The sequence below is a fragment of the Calyptranema fuscum S582 genome (assembly GCF_055793305.1).
This window is the reverse complement of the sequence record NZ_JBSLYH010000039.1, coordinates 20,867-42,309: the sequence shown is the minus strand read 5'-3', so window position 1 is coordinate 42,309 and position 21,443 is coordinate 20,867. Positions and strand designations below refer to the sequence as shown.

Annotated in this window: 15 protein-coding genes; 11 read left to right on the top strand and 4 right to left on the bottom strand. The window is 48.5% G+C overall.

Annotation, left to right across the window (positions count from 1 at the left end):
- Positions 1-254: 254 nt before the first annotated feature.
- Positions 255-389: a hypothetical protein gene (locus tag ACR6Z4_RS22920; RefSeq protein WP_479719650.1), complete on the bottom strand. Its 135-nt coding sequence runs from the start codon at positions 387-389 to the stop codon at positions 255-257.
- 1,811 nt (positions 390-2,200) lie between these two features.
- Between ACR6Z4_RS22920 and labA the strand changes: the two genes are divergently transcribed.
- The 5 genes from labA (at position 2,201) to ctpC (ending at position 8,558) form a co-directional block, all read left to right on the top strand.
- Positions 2,201-2,731 carry a low amplitude/bright protein LabA gene (gene labA / locus ACR6Z4_RS22915; protein ID WP_479719649.1) on the top strand — a complete coding sequence of 177 codons (531 nt, stop codon included), beginning with the start codon at positions 2,201-2,203 and terminating at the stop codon, positions 2,729-2,731.
- Positions 2,732-3,307: 576 nt separating this feature from the next.
- Complete coding sequence (locus ACR6Z4_RS22910) at positions 3,308-4,927, top strand: 2-isopropylmalate synthase (protein ID WP_479719648.1); 1,620 nt, start codon at positions 3,308-3,310, stop codon at positions 4,925-4,927.
- On the top strand, positions 4,927-5,739 hold the full coding sequence (locus ACR6Z4_RS22905; protein WP_479719647.1) for a carbohydrate ABC transporter permease: 813 nt from the start codon (positions 4,927-4,929) through the stop codon (positions 5,737-5,739). The genes ACR6Z4_RS22910 and ACR6Z4_RS22905 overlap by 1 nt, the downstream gene beginning before the upstream one ends.
- A gap of 190 nt (positions 5,740-5,929) precedes the next feature.
- Positions 5,930-7,162 carry a (E)-4-hydroxy-3-methylbut-2-enyl-diphosphate synthase gene (gene ispG, locus ACR6Z4_RS22900; protein WP_479719646.1) on the top strand — a complete coding sequence of 411 codons (1,233 nt, stop codon included), beginning with the start codon at positions 5,930-5,932 and terminating at the stop codon, positions 7,160-7,162.
- 109 nt (positions 7,163-7,271) lie between these two features.
- Entirely contained in the window at positions 7,272-8,558 is a 1,287-nt protein-coding gene (gene ctpC, locus ACR6Z4_RS22895) for a carboxyl-terminal processing protease CtpC (RefSeq protein WP_479719645.1), read from the top strand.
- Between the two features lie 119 nt (positions 8,559-8,677).
- On the opposite strand, the gene ACR6Z4_RS22890 is transcribed toward ctpC, so the two are convergent.
- Complete coding sequence (locus ACR6Z4_RS22890; RefSeq protein ID WP_479719644.1) at positions 8,678-11,272, bottom strand: bifunctional diguanylate cyclase/phosphodiesterase; 2,595 nt, start codon at positions 11,270-11,272, stop codon at positions 8,678-8,680.
- Positions 11,273-11,314: 42 nt separating this feature from the next.
- The gene (locus tag ACR6Z4_RS22885; protein WP_479719643.1) at positions 11,315-13,006 is read right to left on the bottom strand and encodes a GspE/PulE family protein; all 1,692 of its coding nucleotides are present in this window, start codon (positions 13,004-13,006) and stop codon (positions 11,315-11,317) included.
- 218 nt (positions 13,007-13,224) lie between these two features.
- Between ACR6Z4_RS22885 and ACR6Z4_RS22880 the strand changes: the two genes are divergently transcribed.
- Together ACR6Z4_RS22880 and ACR6Z4_RS22875 are read left to right on the top strand one after the other, a co-directional pair.
- Complete coding sequence (locus ACR6Z4_RS22880; protein ID WP_479719642.1) at positions 13,225-15,000, top strand: DUF3352 domain-containing protein; 1,776 nt, start codon at positions 13,225-13,227, stop codon at positions 14,998-15,000.
- An 81-nt stretch (positions 15,001-15,081) separates the two neighbouring features.
- Complete coding sequence (locus ACR6Z4_RS22875; protein WP_479719641.1) at positions 15,082-15,894, top strand: inositol monophosphatase family protein; 813 nt, start codon at positions 15,082-15,084, stop codon at positions 15,892-15,894.
- A 147-nt stretch (positions 15,895-16,041) separates the two neighbouring features.
- Here the strand turns inward: ACR6Z4_RS22875 and ACR6Z4_RS22870 are convergent, their stop codons facing one another.
- Positions 16,042-16,407 (bottom strand): translation initiation factor, encoded by a 366-nt coding sequence (locus tag ACR6Z4_RS22870; protein ID WP_479719640.1) that lies wholly within the window; start codon positions 16,405-16,407, stop codon positions 16,042-16,044.
- A gap of 215 nt (positions 16,408-16,622) precedes the next feature.
- Here ACR6Z4_RS22870 and trpB point away from each other — a divergent pair, with 215 nt between their 5' ends.
- The 4 genes from trpB (at position 16,623) to ACR6Z4_RS22850 (ending at position 20,839) form a co-directional block, all read left to right on the top strand.
- Complete coding sequence (trpB, locus tag ACR6Z4_RS22865) at positions 16,623-17,876, top strand: tryptophan synthase subunit beta (RefSeq protein ID WP_479719639.1); 1,254 nt, start codon at positions 16,623-16,625, stop codon at positions 17,874-17,876.
- Complete coding sequence (locus ACR6Z4_RS22860; protein WP_479719638.1) at positions 17,876-18,424, top strand: CAP domain-containing protein; 549 nt, start codon at positions 17,876-17,878, stop codon at positions 18,422-18,424. The genes trpB and ACR6Z4_RS22860 overlap by 1 nt, the downstream gene beginning before the upstream one ends.
- A 13-nt stretch (positions 18,425-18,437) precedes the next feature.
- On the top strand, positions 18,438-19,067 hold the full coding sequence (locus tag ACR6Z4_RS22855) for a ribonuclease D (protein ID WP_479719637.1): 630 nt from the start codon (positions 18,438-18,440) through the stop codon (positions 19,065-19,067).
- A gap of 197 nt (positions 19,068-19,264) precedes the next feature.
- Entirely contained in the window at positions 19,265-20,839 is a 1,575-nt protein-coding gene (locus ACR6Z4_RS22850; RefSeq protein WP_479719636.1) for a metallophosphoesterase, read from the top strand.
- Positions 20,840-21,443 lie beyond the last annotated feature (604 nt).

Sequence of the window (21,443 nt, the reverse complement as noted above, 5' to 3'; positions counted from 1 at the left end):
GGTTTAGCTCACGGATTTAACTAGAGTCGGGATGTGATGGGATACATTACAGCAATATTGCTCTGTCGAAACGAAAATAAATAGCTAGATTTTATTGAATGTGTCATCTGTCTGAGGTAAACCCTTGATCATGATGCAACCCCTTCATCCAGATGTAACATAAATTACACAGTTGAGGTAGTGGTATCCGTGTAATGATTTTTTGTGGCGCGGGCGACGCCCGCGCCACAAAAAATCACTACTTTTTGAGATTGCTATATGGGTTTCAGTTGGCTCAACGGGAAGAAGGCTAAGACTTCTGCACCACGTTGAGCCGACTCAGTTTCATCATAAGCATTACCAGACCGCTCACTGGGGTCATCCAGATTCTTACTGTGTGACGGTTCCAAACTAACACTCGTTCCATGAACCCGGCAATATCTGATCTGGCACTAACCCAAAGCTTATAGCAATTCTTAATTACATGAAGTACAAGGTATTGAAAGAGTCGCGCGGAACGCGCGCGCTTAATAACCGTAATCCATTCAGGCGCGAAGTGCTACGCAGTGCCAGATGAGCTTAGAAATAAGCTAAAACCAGCTGCCCGTGACTCATACAGCTCACCAGCACAGAGTGTGAGATAGATGTCGAAACCTTATATGAATCCGCATTTTATCCATTAACAGAAACTCCGCAACTCTTCTCAGAGAAACCGTTTGACTCCTATTTAGCAAAAGTGGTGCTAAGAATCCATAAGACTTCTTATAATAGGAAAGCAATATAGGATTGTCTTCTCATTATCGATAACACTCTAAACTAACTTCTCGGTGTTGAATAGGTCATGAATTTCATAAAATATAGTTCTGTTTGAGAGAGCGATGGCTATGTCATCGCTCTCTCAAACAGAATTGCAAGTTATTTAATCTGTGGTCTAAGTTGCTCAGCACAATTAAAAGCTAGATCTAAAATTCTCTGCTGTTTGTTGTATGGGCGATGCAGGATTTTGAAATTTTATGTTTAATGATGACAACCTAACTGATAGTGTTGCTATTTGACTTTTGCATAGTTAGGGTATGTAGTGGAGAGCAGACTTTGCCTACTTTCAATCTCACACCCAATAACTTGCCCAAATCATGTTTGAAATGGGATGGCGTTTCCTGGAAAAGTATGGTTTATGTGCCTGCCACACAATAACCAACCTCTCATCTAGCCTGTTGTTTACCCACTACGGATCTCAACTGAAATAAACCCTGAACGTTTATTTGGGCGAGTGTGGCAATGTTGTGCTGACAAAAATAAATCTCCGGTTTAGTTCCATCTATAGTTATCCCACATGAACTGTGAGAGACGCACCCCAAAGGGGTGCGTCTCTCATAACCCGCTTATCTTACAACTCATTTATGACTGCTATATGATCCTGACCAAGATGGCTAAAACAGGAATTTTGTTTGATTTTTGAAATGAATTGTGTGATCGTAGAGCAGGAAAAATCTATCTCATGCCCCTGGATCTAAACCGGATTTAAATAAGATAGCTATAGTATTTAAGAGTTGTCTTAGAGGGGTCAAGCTCAAAAAGTTATGTAGATCACCAAATTTTAGAGCTTCATTATGTTGGACTGGGGCAATATTTCTGCAAAAAATATTGCCAGGTTTATGTAGGTGTGCTAGCTCCATGTCCGTATGTCGTGTAATAAATAAGGGGCAGAATTTGAAAATCAGGGGTAAAAATCCCAGATAGATGGCATCTCTATCATTTTTTCATCTTCCAAGCTATTAATCGAAAGTTGTATTCCGCCAGGTATCAAACAACTCGCTAGAGATTTAGAAATTTATCTCCTAGCAAAAGCAGACATCGTTCTTACTAGACATTTCCATAAACTGTTTGGACTGCTATATCTAATGCAATTATTTCAAATAAAGTAGGCATAATTTCAATAAAGGGTTCGCTCCCATAACGTAGCTAATGGCTATAGGTTTATACCAACGCTGGTATCTAACCCATGGTGAACCAGATCTATCTCAATCAAGGCTATCTTTAATGATGAGTTCAAGATAGTTTTTCTATCAGAGCATTGCCTTTTATCCAACCCATTTCTATTTTCTCAACGGAAGTATGGACAATCTAGCCATGAACCAAGCTATCAGTCAGGCTAAAGACTTATTGCTAGACTTGAGGCTTAAGCATTAATTATCTGATAAAAGTATAGGTCTTAGCTTATATGACAATTTCTATGAACCGTCTTTCAATTTTTGTAGACGGGAACAATATGTTCTACGCTCAGCAAAAAAACGGTTGGTTTTTTGATCCACGGAGAGTTTTGGAGCACTTTACCAATGATCCCGATGTTCAATTAGTCAATGCATTCTGGTACACAGGGCTAAAAGATCCTCAGGATCAACGAGGTTTCCGTGACGCCTTGATTAGCCTGGGCTACACAGTGCGCACCAAGATTCTAAAAGAATACTACGATGACAATTCAGGGCGTTATTCTCAGAAGGCAAATTTAGACATAGAAATTGTGGTTGATATGTTTAATACGGTCGATCAATATGACCGGGTCATTCTATTTAGTGGCGATGGTGATTTTGAGAGGGCGATCGAACTGTTGCGGTCTAAAAGTACTCACATAACGGTGGTGTCTACCGAAGGGATGATTGCCCGTGAACTTCGCAATGCCACCGATCGCTATATCGATCTCAACGACATTCGCGATCAAATTGAAAAATTGGACAACGGCATTATTGCTTAACGAGCATCATCGCTTAACAAGGACTCCGTTGCGTGCGATTCGCTTTCTTTTTTTATGCTAATTATTGATTTCTGTATATTTAATTTCAATGCGCTCAAATTTAATTTTTTATGGTTCTATTCATCCTTCTAATTACCGCGAATCCCCAGGAGTATAAGCCGCTTTAAACCTCAAACGTTTGCTCTGGGCAAAGGCAGGGTGTGCTGTCACCCACAATGATTCCATCTTATTCAATGTCTAATCCTGAGAGATCGCGATCGCCCTTCCAAATTTTTGCTGCTGCAAAGTATAGATCATTCGCCCCAGTAGAATAGTAGAACTCTGCTATCAGAGTATATGTAGGAGCAGAATCCCTGCATATCTGAACGCTATGATAATTTTCATACGGTAGCGATCGCCTCTGACGGGTGTGCTTCAGTTGTGCTTCAACTGCGGTGATTTTTTTTGAAACGCCTACACACAGCTGTTCAAACCAATATTATCTACCCAGGCGATCGCCCGGTCACCTCTGCTCGGTGTTTTGTGCCTTGTTCTTCCCGCTTTGTACCCTTAACAGAACTATTTGGATAATCTGCCATGAAAACCCGATATCAGCCAGACCGCATCATTATCTTCGATACCACGCTGCGGGATGGAGAACAGTCTCCTGGAGCCACGCTCAACGTGGAAGAGAAGCTAACGATCGCCCGTCAACTGGCTCGGCTCGGGGTAGATGTGATCGAGGCAGGGTTTCCCTTTGCTAGCCCTGGAGATTTTGAAGCCGTCAACAAAATTGCTCAGCTCGTTGGCACAGAAGAAGGTCCGACCATCTGTGGGCTGGCTAGAGCCACCCAACAAGACATCAAAACTGCCGCAGACGCACTCAAACCGGCAGCACATCCGCGCATTCACACGTTCATTGCTACCTCTGACATTCACTTAGAATATAAGCTGCGCAAGTCCAGAGCCGAGGTCTTGGAAATTGCCCCGGAAATGGTGGCGTACGCCAAGTCATTTGTTGATGATGTCGAGTTTTCACCGGAAGATGCCGGCCGATCCGATCCAGAATTTCTCTATCAAGTGCTGGAACGGGCGATCGCAGCGGGTGCTACCACCGTCAATATTCCGGATACCGTTGGCTATCTCACTCCGGCAGAATTTGGCGCACTGATCCGGGGCATTAAAGAAAATGTACCGAATATTGACCAGGCAATTATCTCAGTTCACGGACACAACGATCTGGGGCTAGCCGTTGCCAATTTCTTAGAAGCGGTGAAAAACGGGGCACGCCAGTTGGAATGCACAATCAACGGGATTGGCGAGCGGGCGGGTAATGCTGCCTTAGAAGAACTGGTGATGGCGTTGCATGTGCGGCGGCAATACTACAATCCTTTCTTAGGACGTCCCCCTGAATCGGAAGCATCCTTGACGAATATTGATACGCGCCAAATTTATAAAACCTCGCGGTTGGTGTCCAATCTCACCAGCATGTTAGTGCAACCCAACAAAGCGATCGTGGGTGCCAATGCCTTTGCCCATGAATCGGGGATTCACCAGGATGGGGTGCTCAAGCACAAACTCACCTACGAGATCATGGATGCTCAGTCGATCGGCTTGACCGATAATCAAATCGTTTTGGGCAAGCACTCGGGGCGGAATGCATTTCGGACTCGCCTAAAAGAATTGGGGTTCGAGCTGGCAGACCAGGAATTGAATAAAGCGTTTCTCCGGTTTAAAGAACTGGCAGATAAAAAGAAAGACGTGACGGATTGGGATCTAGAAGCGATCGCCAATGATGAGATTCAGCAAGTTGCCGAACGGTTTCGCTTAGAGCATGTCCAGGTTTCCTGCGGGGATCATGCTAAAGCAACGGCAACCGTTACCCTGCGAACACCCGAAGGGCATGAGCTAACCGACGCTGCCATCGGCACAGGTCCCGTAGATGCGGTGTATCGTGCGATTAATCGGGTAGTGGATATTCCCAACCAATTGATCGAGTTCTCTGTCCAATCTGTCACAGCAGGCATTGACGCCATCGGCGAAGTCACCATTCGCCTGAAGCACGAAGACCGAATTTTTGCCGGACATGGTGCCAATACCGATATCATTGTCGCGTCCGCTCAAGCTTATATGAATGCTCTTAACCGTCTGTATGCCTCTTTACAACAGGGTAAGACGATCCATCCTCAGCATGATGCGGTGCAGACTGTGGGCTAATGAAAAAACTTTGGCTCTATCTTGTCTTGGGGGCGATCGCCCTGGTGATGTTGCTGCCATTAATCTGGCTGGTCAGCACTGCCTTCAAATCGCCCACGGAAGATATTTTTCAATTTCCACCCCAATTGATTCCCTCACAGCCGACGCTGCAAAATTTCGTCACCGTTTGGCAAACCAATCCGTTTGGACGTTACTTATTCAACAGTAGTTTGATTGCTTTTTTAACCGTGGCACTCAACCTATTGTTGTGTTCGTTAGCCGCCTATCCCTTAGCGCGACTGGAATTTAAGGGACGAGAGCTCATCCTGACGTTGGTTGTCTCAACGATTTTGATCCCCTTCCAAATCGTCATGATCCCGCTCTACATCTTGACGGTGCAGTTAGGCTTGCGCAACACCTATTTGGGGTTAATCTTTCCGGCGATCGCCTCTGCCTTTGGCATTTTTTTGCTGCGACAGGCATTTCAGGGAGTTCCTAAAGAATTAGAAGAAGCTGCTCGCATGGATGGCTGCTCAGAATTAGGAATCTGGTGGTTCGTCATGCTCCCCAGCATTCGTCCAGCTCTGGTAACCCTGGCAATCTTCGTGTTCATCGGCTCCTGGAGCGATTTTCTCTGGCCCCTGATCGTCCTCGATCGTCCGGAATATTACACCCTGCCCTTAGGCGTAGCCAAACTAGCTGGCGCATTTTCGTTAGATTGGCGCTTAATTGCTGCCGGATCGGTCATCTCGATTGCACCGATCCTGCTGTTCTTTGCCTTCATGCAACGCTATATTGTCCCTACTGAAACAGGTAGCGGCGTGAAGGGATAGTGGCGATCGCCCAGCTTAACCAACTGTTAACGAGCAGAATTGACCAAACGTACCCGCTCTATGGCAATCTGAGAACAGAGCAGACTGCTTGATATAGGGATGACGTTCCAGAGGTTGATGAGATAAGTCCAGACGTCTCACTGTTTTATCTGCCTCGCCCTAAACCCCAAACCCTAAACCCTGATTCGCTATGCAAACTCTGTCAAACCCGATCGCATCCACACCAACCGCTTCATCTGTGTATCTCGGTACTGATCCGACCATTCATCGTCGCAAAACCCGCCCTGTGCAGGTTGGCAGTGTCACCATTGGTGGTGGATATCCCGTGGTCGTCCAGTCCATGATCAACGAAGATACCCTGGATATCGATGGGTCAGTCGCAGGCATCCGGCGATTGCATGAAATTGGCTGCGAAATCGTTCGGGTGACGGTTCCCAGCATGGCGCACGCCAAAGCCTTAGCCGACATTAAACAAAAGCTGATTCAAACCTACCAACCTGTGCCGCTGGTTGCCGATGTTCACCACAACGGCATGAAGATTGCCCTCGAAGTGGCTAAACATGTCGATAAGGTGCGCATCAATCCAGGATTGTATGTGTTTGAAAAGCCCAAGGCAGACCGCACCGAATACACCCCAACTGAATTTGCTGAGATTGGCGACAAAATCCGCGAAACCTTAGAACCCCTAGTGGTTTCTCTACGAGATCAGGGTAAAGCCATGCGGATTGGCGTCAATCACGGCTCTCTAGCCGAGCGGATGCTGTTTAGTTATGGCGATACCCCAGAGGGGATGGTCGAATCTGCTTTAGAATTTATCCGCATTTGTGAATCCTTAGAGTTTCGTAACATCGTCATTTCCATGAAGGCATCACGAGTGCCGGTGATGCTAGCTGCCTATCGCCTGATGGCGTATCGCATGGATGAACTGGGGATGGATTATCCGTTGCATTTGGGCGTCACCGAAGCAGGAGACGGAGAATACGGTCGCATCAAGTCCACCGCTGGCATCGGCACCTTACTCGCTGAAGGCATCGGCGACACCATTCGGGTGTCTCTCACAGAAGCACCTGAAAAAGAGATTCCTGTTTGCTATAGCATTTTGCAAGCCCTGGGGTTGCGCAAAACGATGGTCGAATACGTCGCCTGCCCCTCTTGTGGACGCACGCTGTTCAACCTGGAAGATGTGTTGCACAACGTCCGAGAAGCGACCAAACATCTAACAGGCTTAGACATTGCGGTTATGGGCTGTATTGTCAATGGTCCCGGTGAAATGGCAGATGCCGACTATGGCTATGTGGGCAAACAACCGGGATATATTTCGCTTTATCGGGGCAAAGAAGAGATTAAACGAGTGCCCGAAGATCAGGGGGTCAATGAATTAATTAACCTGATCAAAGCCGATGGTCGGTGGGTTGATCCTTAAGACCCGTAACGCTTACAGAATTTTTATCGATCTCCCATCTTCTGTGATGCCGTCTGCTTCAGGGTATGTTAGATTGGGCGTACCCTTCTCTTCAGTTAGACCAGAGAACATGTCAATTACTAAGCGCGGACTCGTTTTAGGTGCTACAGCAGTTGCAGTAACCGCCATAACCATTACTGGCGCAGGGCTGCATCTCTCCCAAAGCCAAGCTTTTTTACAGGAGAGTCCTAAAGAACTCGTTGACGAGGTCTGGCAATTAATTGATCGAAACTATGTGGACTCCACCTTTAACCAGGTCGATTGGCAAGAAGTCCGTCGAGACTATCTAGGTCGGGCTTACAGCACCCGCGAAGAAGCCTATGTGGCTATTCGGGAAATGCTGGAGCAGTTGGACGATCCCTACACTCGGTTCATGGATCCTGAAGAATTCAGGAATATGCAAATTGATACCTCTGGTGAACTGACTGGGGTCGGTATTCAATTGGCTCAAGATGAAGAAACCAAAGAGCTCGTCGTTGTTTCCCCAATAGAAGATACCCCTGCCTTTGAGGCTGGCATTGTAGCCAGAGACGTGATCACCAAAATTGATGGTCAAATCACCGAGGGAATGGATGTCAATCAGGCTGTGTCTTTAATTCGGGGTCCAGCCGATTCTGAAGTGACGCTGACGATTCGGCGAGACAATGAAGAAATGGAATTCACCCTGAGACGAACCCGGATTGAACTCCATCCGGTGCGCTATAGCTTGCAGCAAGGACCTTCGGGCGATTTGGGCTATATCCGTCTCAACCAATTTAGTGCCAACGCTGCGGATGAAATGCGCGAAGCCATTCAGGCATTAGAATCACAGGGCGCGACCGGATATATTTTAGACTTGCGCGGCAATCCGGGGGGCTTGCTCTACGCCAGCATTGATATTGCCCGTATGTGGATTGATGAAGGCACTATCGTGTCAACCGTCGATCGCCAGGGCATTTCTGATCAAGAAACAGCCAATGGCACAGCGATCACAGATAAGGCACTGGTGGTGCTGGTCGATGGCGGCTCTGCGAGTGCCAGCGAGATCTTGTCAGGTGCATTGCAAGACAATCATCGCGCCCAACTTGTCGGTACCCAGACCTTTGGTAAAGGGTTAGTGCAGTCGGTCAGAGGCTTAGGGGATGGCTCCGGATTAGCCGTAACGGTTGCTAAATATCTGACACCCAGCGGGCGAGACATCAACCATGAAGGCATTTCACCTGATGTGGTGATTGAGTTAACCGATGAACAACGTCAAGAGTTAATCGGCAATCGCGATCTGGTGGGCACCCCCGACGATCCGCAATATGCTAAAGCTTTGGAAGTGCTGACTCAAGCCATTGCCGCACAAGGTCAACCCACTGCGATCGCCAACTAATGGTTAGGGGTTGCCAGCGTCTGGTTTAAAAGTCGTTTTTTCGTGCGCGAAGCGCACGAAAAAACAACCCTCTTAGCGCGTTTTAAAACACGCCCTAGCTTTAATATGAATTAATCAAGTTAGACTGGTTTGTAAGCATTCAACATCTCTGTGGCTGCCTCGGCTGACAACGCCCTGGCAAATAAAAACCCCTGGACTTGTTCGCAACCCAGATTATCCAACCGTTCCAGCTGAATATTGGTTTCTACCCCTTCTGCCACCACATTCATCCCCAGACTATGAGCCAAAACGATAATGGCTCTGACGATCTCAGTTTTGTCGTCGTTGGTCTTTAGCCAGGTGACAAACGATTGATCAATCTTCAAAGTATCGAGGGGAAAACGGTTGAGGTAGCTGAGCGACGAATAGCCCGTACCGAAATCATCAATGCAGAGCCGAATACCAGATGCCCGAATACGCCGTAATTTGGCATTGATGGCTTCGGAATTATGGATCAGCATACTCTCTGTAATTTCTAACTTGAGAGAGCTTCTGGGCAACCCGGTTTCCTCGATGATGTGGTCAATTTGTTCGAGCAGATCAGGTTGTAAAAGTTGTCGGACAGATAAGTTAACACTGACAAATTCCGGTTGCAGCACCGAAAACTGCGACTGCCAGTGGCACATTTGCTGACACGCCTGCCGCAACACCCACTGGTCGATGCGCGCAATCAACCCGGTTTCTTCTGCAATTGGGATAAAGACGCCTGGAGAAATCCATCCCCGGATGGGATGCCGCCAACGTGATAGGGCTTCAAACCCAACCAGACAGCGACTATCGGTGTTCATAATGGGTTGATAGTAAACCTCCAGTTGTTCTCGCTCCAGAGCATGTCTCAAGTCCGTTTCGATCTGAAGCCGTTCAGCTGTTTGAGTATGCATCTGGGTGTCGAATACTTCATAGCGTGCTTTACCTTCCGACTTTGCCTGATACATGGCAATATCTGCATCTCGCAGAAAGTGTTCTGGGGTGCGGGCTTCGGCGGTGCTCAAAACAATGCCAATGCTGACACTGACAAACACCTCGTTATCATCAATTTCAAAAGGAGATCTGAGCGCTTGATCAATTTCGTCCGCAATTTGAGTAGCGTCGCTAATGGTCTGAACGGCGGTTAGCAGAATTGTAAATTCATCGCCACCAAAGCGCGCCATGATGGCATTTTCACCCAGATAGCGCTGGAGTCTCTGCGCCACAGCAATCAAAATGCGATCGCCTATAATATGCCCCAGACTGTCATTAATCAGCTTAAAGCTATCTAAATCAAGGAATAAAACAGCAAAGCGATAGGTTGAATCTTGTTGTGCCTGAGCGATCGCGTCTTCCAGTCCGTTCATTAACGCGACCCGATTGGGCAACCCGGTTAAGAGATCATGATAAGCATGGTACTGAAGCTTTAAAAATGATTCCTGTAACTGCTCTGCCATGCGGTTAAAGGCTCGGGCAAGCCGTCCCAGTTCATCCGATCGAGGCTCTGCCACCCGCTCCGTCCATTCCCCTTCAGACAGCGCATCGGCAGCATTAACCACATTTAAAATCAACCGATTAATCCATTTGCTGGTGATCACACCCACCCCAATTGCGATCGCCAGTGCCAGCAAACACAGGAAAATCGTGATTTTTGTATTTTCCTGAATCTGCCCCATAAAGTCGGATTCAGGCACCACGACCACAATCAACCAATCCAACCCCTGCTCCACAGCAATCGGCGCAACCTGGACAAATTCACGTTGCCCATTGAGCTGAAACGAGAGTTGCTGACTCTGGTTGATATGGTCAAACCCATCAAAATAACGATCTAAATAGTGAGCCGTTGCTCGGATGCGTTCGACCTGACTATCAACGGCTGCCAAACGCTCTGTCTCTTCACTATTCGGACGTTCGATAAAGGGTTTTTCAGCGGTAGACGAGGCGACAATTAAACCCGACCGCTCAATAATAAACGTCTCTCCCGATTGTCCAATCTTCAGATGTTTGAGAAAGTCACTAATATCTGATAGATAAACATCGGTACTGATAACTCCTCGAAAGGTACCAGACGAGTCGTAAAACGGCTGACTCAGCGAAATCCCTAAATTAGCTTCAATGTAATATTGGTAAATGTCATTCCAAACAGGTCTGCCAGCCGCTTTTGCCGAGGTATACCAGGGTCTAACCCGTGGGTCATAGTCGGGGTAGGTTTCCGTGTCTCCCATGGGGTTGCCATCCTGGTCAACACTGACAATCGTATCGACAAACCCATTGGAACGATCCATGGTTTCTACAACATGCGTGCCATCCGCCTTGCGACCTGCCCCTGCATATTCAGTTTGTTCACCCCCAAAACTGATGTAGCTGACCGTAGGAAATTGTTGCAGCTGCCAGAGCATGTAGCTGCGTAAAGCGCTCATGTCGTTTGGGTTCCACAGTTGAAAGCGACGAATCGCATCATCGCAGAATTGATTGATTAAATGGGGTCTTTCTAGGAATTTATCCAACCGCTCCTGGATGCGCGCCACAACTTCAGTCCGCAGTTGAACCGTCACCTGGTTAACTGCTCGTCGCCCATTTTGTATCGAGAGATATCCCGTTAAACCAACCGCCAGCGAGATTTGTAACACAAACGGAACTACCAAAATCAGTCGGAGTGGTAGCTTTTGAGCAAAACGACGGCGAGCAAGGCTGGGCTGAGAAGCCATGGTTTAGATCTATATTTCGTTCAACTTGAGAACTTCACGATCCTAACTGCCCGTTGCGGTATTCAATGGTTTGATCTGGGCAGTTCCAGCATGGATACGCCGATGTAAAGCACTGTGCGGCAGGACTCTTAACACTTCTTCGACAGTCGTGATCCCGCTAGTGACTTTTTCAATCGCAGCAACTCTAAACGAATCAAATTCGATTTCTCGCAGATAGCGGTGTAGTTGAGTCATTGTGCCCTCATAAATGATCTGACGAATCATATCGTCTACATTTAATAACTCAATAATGGCTTCACGCCCCATATACCCTGATCGAAAACACTTAGAACACCCTCGTCCTTTACGCCAGGACTTAGGATTAGCATGGCTCAGGTCGATTTGCAAAACCCTTAAATCGCGATCGCTGGGCGTATACGGTTCGGCACAATGAGGGCAGACCTGGCGCACCAAACGCTGTGCCACAATTCCTAATAATGCATCGCTAATCAATCCGGGGTCAGGACCAATGTCCTTCAGCCGAGGAATAGCACTGGGGGCATCGTTGGTATGTAGGGTTGTCAGCACCAGATGCCCTGTTAAGGCAGCTCGAACAGCCGTTTCTGCCGTTTCTCCATCCCGAATTTCACCCACCATGATGATGTCCGGGTCTTGCCGCAGAATGGCTCTGAGTCCAGCCGCAAAGGTCATTCCGGCGGGTTCATGAACCTGAGTCTGGGTGATGCGGGGTAACACATATTCCACCGGATCTTCAACCGTAACAACATTGACAAATTCAGTAGAGACTTCTTGCAGACTGGTATAGAGCGTACTGGTCTTCCCCGATCCGGTGGGACCAGTGAAAATGATCATGCCCTGGGGTTGCTTTAGCCAATGTTTGTAAACCTCCAGAGTTTTAGCCGTAAAGCCGAGTTCGTCCATCGAACTAAACGGATTTTGCCGGGGCAGCAGTCGGATCACAGCTTTTTCTCCACCCACACAGGGGAGGGTACTGACCCGCATATCTAACCCCAGATCGAGTTCTTGCCCAGCCGCATAGCGTTCGCCAATCCGCCCATCTTGAGGGCGACGGCTTTCGCCAATATCCATATCGGACATGACTTTGAGCGCCACAATGCATTTGCGACTAATTTCCATCGGCAAGGTGGTGATATCGCGCAGAATGCCGTCGATCCGATAGCGAACTCGTAAGCCTTCGGTAGTAGGTTCCAGGTGAATGTCGCTGGCTCGATTTCTCAGTGCGCCAGAGATAATTGTTTTGATCCGGCTAATTTGGTCAACCGCTTTAGACAGGTAAAGTTCCGTGACTTCGACAATATTTTCGGACTCAACTTCACCCGTCAATGGGTTAACCAGTGGATCGGAGCTGATCCGGTCGTGGTCTAAGTTATGGGTATGAAACCAGGCGCGGTAGCTGCGCTCGGCGATCGCCACAATTTTGATCTCAGTAAACGTGCGATCGCTCAATTTTTTAATTTCGATCGGAGAAAGCTCGACCGGGCTGCCCAGGTAATAGCAGTTACGCCATAACAATAGCGGCACCACGGGCGGTAACGTTTGGGCATCGGGAAATTCTCTCAAGAAGCGATAGCTCACTTCTCGGTCTAATAAATAAAGATTAACGATTCCCTGGTCATTGACCAGCAATTTAAGTGCCTGCTCGCAGTTGATTTCCTGACTTCTGAGACGCCGCCAAGCCGACACAATAGACGGAGGGGTAGGAACAGTCTGCATAGGATAGTGGGATGAGAGGGTGGGAACGATTTCAGGTTAGTAGAGCCACTGTCTTAGACCGTAACGCATTTCAAGGGATACTCGTCACAGTGAGATAACGGAAGAATCCCGTTTTTGTCGCGTAAGGCAATAAAAAACATCTCAATATTTCTTGCGTCTGGCGCGACAGGGGTCTCCCAGTAATAAACTCTTAGTTGGGTTATGTTCGTAGGCTTTCAATGAAGTTTCGGTCGTTTCTCTATATCCTTACTGCCGTCGTCGTTGCGCTATTTTCGGTAAGCGTCGGTATTTTCTTTTGGTTAACGTCCAACAATCCCTTGAGTGTGTTGCAGGGAGCGGGCAAAGCTAGCCCTGCTGCCGCGATTTTTATTCCCAAACAGGCTCCAGCCATGGTGTCTCTGTTGGTCAATCCCGATAAATTAGAATTGTTTCGCTTGGCGATCGCCCCGCTGGGGGAACGCAAACAGGCAGAAGCCGAGTTAGATCAACTCAAACGCAATATATTGGCAAAAACGGGGTTGACCTATGAAGACGATATTCAACCCTGGCTGGGAGATGAACTGACGCTGGCAGTGACAACGGCTGATGTCGATCGCGATCGCGAGAATGGTCAGCAGCCAGGGTATTTGCTGGCACTTGCCACTAAAAATCCAGAGCGATCGCGCGAATTTTTGCAACTCTTTTGGCAAAAGCGAGCCGTTGCCGGAGTCGATCTGGTGTTTGAGCAATCGTCTGGGGTCAAGATTATCTACGGCAAGCCCGTTCAACCCCAGGAACCGAGTAGCAAATCCAATACTAAAACCAAACCTCCGACAGCTGCATCCCCCTCTCTGACACCAACCCTGGCGAGTGCAGTTGTGGGCGATCGCTTTGTTTTGTTTGCCAACTATCCCAAAGTGTTGCGTGATGCCATTACCAACGTTCAGGCAGCTGACCTCAGCCTCAATAGCAGCACGACCTACCAAAATGCTTTGACCAGTTTGCCTGATCAGCAAGTGGGCTTAGTCTTTGCCAATCTACCGGAGTTGGGCGCATGGTTGGGGGAAACCGTGGGTACCCCGGAGACTGCCGGTGACACTGCCCCGGATGAGGTTTCTCGCTTATATGACAGCCTGGTCGTGGCGCTGGAATTGGATCGACAAGGATTGCTGGCAGACACGGCTCTGTTGACTGCCTACGGACAACATCTCAGTCCAACCAAACCAGCCCTGTCTGGTCCGGTTGGGGCAACCCAATTTATTCCAGCCAGTAGTGCGGTGATGGCAGCGGGTGATGATCTGGAAACGTTGTGGAATCAAGTTTCTACAGGGTTGATCGGGTATGACACGCTGAATGCTCTGGTCAATCAACCTCTGGCGGTATTAAAAAACCGTTGGCAGATTGATCCGACCAGCGATGTGTTTAAGTGGGTACACGACGACTATGCTCTGGGGTTATTGCCCCGTTCCGGGAATGACCCACCGGATTGGGTGTTTGCTGCCAGGCGATCGCCAACCAGTCCCGCCGGGATTGAAAATCTCGATGCGATCGCCCAAAAGCAGGGCTTAAGTGCCGGAACGCTGACCTTAGGCGACCAGGAGGTCACGGCCTGGACGAAGCTGGCAATGAAGGCTGCCAGATCTCGCTCAAAACAGCCGCAAACCGTTGCCTTAGAAGCCGATGTCCGGGGAGTTCATACCACGATCGACGACTATGAAATTTTTGCCACCTCGGTTGATGCCATGAACCAGGCGCTTCAGACAACCCCGCCCCCGCTTGTCGAAACGCCCAACATGCGACAGGCGATCGCCGCTCTGGCGGATAAAAATGATGGCTATCTCTATATCGACTGGGAAACGGTCAACGGTCTGGTGCAGCAAAAACTACCCGTTCTGCGCTTGTTCAATGTCGCGGCTCAACCGTTGTTAGACCATGTGCGATCGCTGACGCTGACGAGCTATGGCAGTGAAACGAACCTGCGCCGAGGAGCCATTTTCATCCAACTCAAAGACTAGAGCCTTGGGAGTAGTGGAGGGCTTCAGCCCTCCACTATTCCTAAACCAGTCAAATTACTTCCATCCTATCTTCCACACCCAATGCCTGATTTTTGGACTGAGATTCTCAATTTCGCCGAAGCCACAGCTACCAGAGTCGGTGCGCAACTGCTGCAAGATTTTGGGCATGTGCAAGCGTCACAAAAATTAGACGGGAGCCTGGTGACGCGTTCCGATCAATGGGCAGATGATGAAATTCGCAAGGCGATCGCCCACACGTTCCCAGATCACGGGCTTCTGAGTGAGGAAGGCGAACATACCTTTCCCAACACGGACTGGTGCTGGATTATTGACCCGCTAGATGGCACCACCAACTTTGCCAGAGGGCTACCGATTTGGGCAATTTCGATCGGGTTGCTCTATCGCGGCACCCCTGTATTTGGGTATGTGTATCTGCCGCCGCTGCATCAGGCATTTCATGGGTTTTGGTATGGCGATTCTGGCTTAACAGGACCAACGGGCGCATTTCTCAACCACGAACCGATCCACGCTACTACCGACGACCCCACCGGCAATCACTTTTTTAACCTGTGTGCCCGCAGTATTGCCGTCTTGCAGCAGCCATTTCCGTGCAAAATCCGAATGTTGGGCGTCGCCAGTTATAACTTGCTGACGATCGCCGTGGGTGCCACCGTGGGTGGGGTAGAAGCCACTCCCAAAATTTGGGATATTGCTGCCGTTTGGGCAATTACTCAAGCCGCTGGAGCTACCTGGACTCCTCTGGAAGCCGACCCGATTTTTCCACTTCAGATTGGGCAACATTATGGCGATCGCGCTTACCCCACTCTGGTTACTAGCCGCGCCGATCTGGTTCCCCAATTCAAACCTCTGGTCGATTTCCTCGGAAAACTCTAGCCCTATCCATCAGGAGATTTTTAAGCCTTGCTAATTTTGGGCATGAATTTGAACGTGAAACCTTTGGTTTCACGTTCAAATTCATACCGTGATTAAGCATGGCTGATTTTTGTGACGTAGCGAAGCTGCGTCACAAAAATCTCTAACTTAGCCGCCGCTAATTTTCGCCTTGTAACCCAGCTTTACTAATGCTTGCAGAATTTTTTCGGTGTGGTCGCCCTGGATCTCGATTTCCATTTCCTTGACCGTGCCACCCGCACCACACAATGCTTTAAGTTGCTTCATTAAGCCATTCAACGTTTCTGGCTTCGCCTGAAAGCCCGTCACCACCGTTACCGTTTTCCCCTTGCGTCCTTTGCGAGATGCCTGAATTCTGACATTTTGCTGATTCGGCGGCAATTCTTGCACAGGTCGTTCGAACGCATTGGGATTGGCAGCATTGCCAAATTCGGAATAGACCATGCGATCGTTCCCAGAGTTGCCAGAGGATGATTTGGATTTAGACGCTGCCATAAAATCCCAAACGATTTAACATAAGCCACTTTTTGGGAGAGTGCGGCTCTGCCGCACTCTCCCAAAAAGTGATGGGTTTTAATTTTGTAAGGATCCATGAATCTGGATCAAGAATAGCGCGTTCGACGCCAAGCCGGATGCTTTTAGCAGAGTGAAAACCAGTCACCCGATATACCTCGTATAATGAATGCTGTTCTGCTATCTGCATCCGCACCGTGACTCTAACGCCATTTCCCATCAACCCCTCTACGACCGCAAACACCTCTGCTCAACGCCCTGATGCACTCGGACGGTTTGGGCGCTTTGGTGGTAAATATGTGCCCGAAACGCTGATGCCAGCGTTAAGCGAGTTAGAACAGGCATTTTACCAATATCGAGATGAGCCAGAATTTCAGCAAGAACTGCAAGGGTTGATGCGCGACTATGTCGGTAGACCCAGCCCCCTCTATTTTGCCGAACGGTTAACCGCGCACTATGCTCGCCCCGATGGCACAGGCGCTCAGATTTACCTGAAACGGGAAGATTTGAACCATACCGGAGCCCACAAAATTAACAATGCCCTGGGGCAAGTGCTGTTAGCAAAGCGTATGGGCAAACAGCGCATCATTGCAGAAACCGGGGCAGGGCAGCACGGTGTCGCTACGGCAACCGTTTGCGCTCGCTTTGGCTTGCAATGCGTGATTTATATGGGCGTTCATGACATGGAACGGCAGGCGCTGAATGTCTTCCGGATGCGGCTGATGGGTGCAACTGTGCATCCCGTTGAGGCGGGTACAGGAACCCTCAAAGATGCCACCTCAGAAGCAATTCGCGACTGGGTGACCAATGTAGAAACGACCCATTACATCCTCGGTTCGGTCGCCGGTCCTCATCCCTATCCCATGTTGGTGCGAGATTTCCATACAGTCATTGGTCAAGAAACTCGTGCCCAATGTCAAGAAAAGTGGGGTGGATTGCCAGATATTCTGATGGCTTGTGTGGGGGGTGGCTCGAACGCGATGGGCTTATTCCACGAGTTTTTTGGCGAATCCACCGTCCGTATGATTGGGGTAGAAGCCGCTGGTGAAGGCGTCAGTACGGGCAAACACGCAGCCACCCTGACTGAAGGCAAAATTGGGGTATTGCACGGTGCAATGAGTTACTTGCTGCAAGATGACGACGGACAGGTGATCGAAGCCCATTCCATCAGCGCTGGACTTGATTATCCGGGAGTGGGCCCCGAACATAGCTTTTTGAAAGATTCCGGTCGGGCAGAGTACTACAGCGTCACCGATCAAGAAGCATTGGATGCGTTTCAGCGCCTATCACGATTAGAAGGCATTATTCCAGCCTTAGAAACTGCCCATGCGATCGCTTATCTAGAGACGCTTTGCCCACACCTTTCTGGCAGCCCTCGGATTGTGATCAACTGTTCTGGGCGGGGTGATAAAGACGTGCAAACTGTCGCGAAAGTTCTTGATTTGCAGTAATGCTGAGTCTCTTTACTCGGTGGGGGATGGGGATGGCGATCGCCATCTCTATCCTTCTGCCGGTTCCCGTGCTTGCTCAAACTCCTGCCACTCCTTCCCCGTCCGATCCACACCTGCGACCTTCTACTGAACTCCCGCCCCGTCCAGCCCCTCGGACAACGGCGGATTTAGAAAACTCGATTCACCAACAGATCAATCAATATCGCGCCACCTTAGATCTACCACCCCTTGAGCTGGATGACTGGCTGAGTCAGCAAGCCCGTGCCCATAGTCAGGACATGGCAGATCGACGAGTTCGGGTGGGACATAGTGGCTTTGACCAACGCGTACGACGGATTGGTCGAGAGATGCGTTATCGCCGCATTGGGGAAAATGTGGCGTTTAATCAGGGGTACATCGATCCGGCAAGCCGAGCCGTGCAAGGTTGGCTAAATAGCCCCAGCCATCGCGCCAATATTGAAGATCGCTTTGATTTAACCGGCATTGGTGTAACGGTTTCAAATCGAGGAGAATATTTCTTTACCCAAATTTTTGTCCGCCGTCGCTAGGGAGCCATTCAAAATGGAGTTTGAGGATTTTCAAGTCTGCGATCGCGATCTATCGGATGATCGTCTTGCCCAATACCTAAAAGCAGATGCGATCGCCGTGGATACCGAAACCATGGGTTTATTGCCCCAACGCGATCGCCTGTGCCTCGTGCAGATTTGTGATCCCGATAACCAGGTGACCGCAATTCGCATTATCAAAGGGCAAACCACGGCACCCAACCTCAAAACGCTGTTTGAATCGCCTCAAATCCTCAAAGTGTTTCACTTTGCCCGCTTCGATCTGGCAGCCCTACAGCATTATTTAGGCATTGCCGTGAGTCCTGTCTTTTGCACCAAAATTGCCAGCAAGCTGGCACGCACCTACACCTCTCGTCATGGGCTTAAAGACCTGGTGCAAGAGCTTGCCCAAGTCGAGTTAGATAAAACGGCTCAAAGCTCCGATTGGGGGAACGTTGCCGCACTATCAACCGAGCAACTTCGCTATGCGGCTAACGATGTCCGTTATCTGCTCCAAGCTCGCCTCAAACTGATTGATATGCTAAAACGCGAAGAACGGTTTGAACTGGCGGAACACTGCTTTAAATGCTTACCTACGATAGTTTCACTTGACCTGCTGCAATATCAAAATATATTTGAACATTAGGACGAACGCACGGTTTATAAAAAGCCACACCACTGGATGATTTGGGGGGCGCGGAGCGCCCCCCAAATCATCCAAATCCGTCAGTTCTGACCCTTAAATTTAAAGTTTGTGGAATTGGAAATATTACGTGGTATGGCAGAGTCACACCACGCAATATTTCCGATAAGATTTATTCATTTATACACAGGTGATCGGCTGTGCAGTTTGTCTCTGACCCCTTGATTCCGGTCAAAATCCGTAAAATGCAGCAACGGATAAAGTGGCGCAGCGCTCCTATTCTAGAGCGTGGAATTGACCAAACCCAACTCGTCATTGATGACGATCAAAACGACCAACCCGAATTTTCTTTTTTGGTGATCGGAGATACAGGGGCGGGTCCCGAACACCATCACAATCCCCAGCGGCAAGTGGCGCAGCACATGCTCTCCCATCTGGACGATTGTCGCTTCACCCTGCATACCGGAGATGTAGTATATCTCGTGGGTTCTAGCGAATACTATCTCGATAACTTCATCAAGCCCTACAAAGAATGGTTGGTAGGCGGTGAACACCCAGAGCGCATTATCCATAGCCAAATGGTGTTTCAAAAACCCATTTTGCCGGTGTTGGGCAACCACGACTACTACGACTTACCCCCCTTTCAAGGATTACTTACGGGTGCAACGTTGCCCCTGAGGCGTTTAGCTCGTTTTCGGCTCGACTTTGACATTGGTTGGCATGGGTCTTATCAAGGAGAAGCCTATGCCCAGGCATTTCTTGATTGTTTGAACCACTTTAAAACGCCTGATGCCCTGAATCAGCATTTGAATCAGCACTATACGGCTAAAACATCGACGGGATATGCTTTGCGCTACCAACCAGGGCACTTCACCCGTTTACCCAATCGATATTACACCTTTCGCTATGGGGGCATCGACTTTTTTGCCCTCGATTCCAACACGTTTAATGCACCCCAAGCCATCCCTCAAGATTCTGAAGGCGTCAAGTTTCGGCAGGCGTTAGAAACTCAGCAGATCGAGTTAGAGCAACAAAAACAAAGTATTCTCGATGCGGCTCAGAAACTGAATCCCAATCGACCCGATGAAGCAGACCAGCTGAGTGATTTGCGAGCCAAGATAGAGCAAATTGATGAGCAGAAATTAGATATCAATAAGCAATTGATGGCTAAGGTTGATCCCGATGTTGATGTCGAGCAGTTGGAATGGCTGGAACAGCGTTTGATCGAGTCCTGGCACGACCCTGATGTTCGAGGGCGAATCTTATATCTGCATCACCCCCCCTACGTTACGGAAGCGACCAAATGGGATCAATCACAAACGCTCGCCGTTCGTCATCAACTGCGTCAGGTATTTGATAAAGTCAACGCTGTCATAAAAGCGGTCAAAGGCGATCGCCCTGTCGCTGATTTAGTGCTCTGCGGTCACGCTCATTGTTTAGAATCCATTCGAACTTTAGCCACCGGACATGGCGATGCCCATATGAACTGGTTAATCTGCGGTGGTGGTGGCTTTAGTCTCCGTCGCCAGCGTAAAGAAGGCGAAGAACTGAAGGAATTATTCCCGTTAGCATCAGATAAATCAGTTCGCCCAGTGGCGCGATCGCAGTTTTTTATTGGCAAGAGTGGACACGCATTTCAAGCACGACGCCCCTATTCCTTTTTGCGAATTGACGTGTGTCCAGGGACACCCCCAAAATTTGTAATTCGTCCCTTTATTACAGAACGATTCCAACATCAATGGAACAACATCGAACTCACACCGTTCACCCTTTAGAAGCCTTACACCATTAGAAACCATGACGTTTTGAGTAATGGTATTTATGCAGTGATTTTTTGTGGCGCGGGCGTCGCCCGCGCCACAAAAAATCATTACATTTCTGGGACTATCACTTTTTTGAGAGCCGCGCGGAGTAAGGCTCTCAAAAATGATCTGCCAATTGGCAACTCAAATCAGAGCATTAAAACCAATTGAATAGGATGAGCCACAGCGATTAGCAGTGTGCAAGTTGGTTAATAAGCACAGAAACAGTGTTGTGGGGCGCTCCGCGCCCCACAACACTGCTTCTCATCAACCCGCACAGCGCGATAGAAGGTAATCCTAAAAAATCATTCCATGAATATCACTACCCGATAAAAAGTGAGTATAAAAAATCATCTATTCATTTTTCGCCTACGTTTTTATACGTGAAATTCTTATGATAAATCTACTTAATTCCATGATTTCCCGTATATTGCAGCCTAAATAGTTGCGTTATTATTAATGTATAAAAATACACAGCAATTTGGTTTTATACGGATGTGCCGGCATATTAGAAATTAATGCCAGGAATTGAGGTTCGATTTCAAATTGTGTTGAGAGTTGTAGTGTAGTGCCCCAG

What these genes read in the sequence shown, in the direction of transcription:
- ACR6Z4_RS22905 (WP_479719647.1), top strand. Translation starts at nt 4,927, where the DNA reads ATGAAAAAACTTTGGCTCTATCTTGTCTTGGGGGCGATCGCCCTGGTG.
- ACR6Z4_RS22890 (WP_479719644.1), bottom strand. Translation starts at nt 11,272, where the DNA reads ATGGCTTCTCAGCCCAGCCTTGCTCGCCGTCGTTTTGCTCAAAAGCTA.
- labA (WP_479719649.1), top strand. Translation starts at nt 2,201, where the DNA reads ATGACAATTTCTATGAACCGTCTTTCAATTTTTGTAGACGGGAACAAT.
- ctpC (WP_479719645.1), top strand. Translation starts at nt 7,272, where the DNA reads ATGTCAATTACTAAGCGCGGACTCGTTTTAGGTGCTACAGCAGTTGCA.
- ACR6Z4_RS22860 (WP_479719638.1), top strand. Translation starts at nt 17,876, where the DNA reads ATGCTGAGTCTCTTTACTCGGTGGGGGATGGGGATGGCGATCGCCATC.
- ACR6Z4_RS22880 (WP_479719642.1), top strand. Translation starts at nt 13,225, where the DNA reads ATGAAGTTTCGGTCGTTTCTCTATATCCTTACTGCCGTCGTCGTTGCG.
- ACR6Z4_RS22875 (WP_479719641.1), top strand. Translation starts at nt 15,082, where the DNA reads ATGCCTGATTTTTGGACTGAGATTCTCAATTTCGCCGAAGCCACAGCT.
- ACR6Z4_RS22870 (WP_479719640.1), bottom strand. Translation starts at nt 16,407, where the DNA reads ATGGCAGCGTCTAAATCCAAATCATCCTCTGGCAACTCTGGGAACGAT.
- ACR6Z4_RS22855 (WP_479719637.1), top strand. Translation starts at nt 18,438, where the DNA reads ATGGAGTTTGAGGATTTTCAAGTCTGCGATCGCGATCTATCGGATGAT.
- ACR6Z4_RS22910 (WP_479719648.1), top strand. Translation starts at nt 3,308, where the DNA reads ATGAAAACCCGATATCAGCCAGACCGCATCATTATCTTCGATACCACG.
- ispG (WP_479719646.1), top strand. Translation starts at nt 5,930, where the DNA reads ATGCAAACTCTGTCAAACCCGATCGCATCCACACCAACCGCTTCATCT.
- ACR6Z4_RS22885 (WP_479719643.1), bottom strand. Translation starts at nt 13,006, where the DNA reads ATGCAGACTGTTCCTACCCCTCCGTCTATTGTGTCGGCTTGGCGGCGT.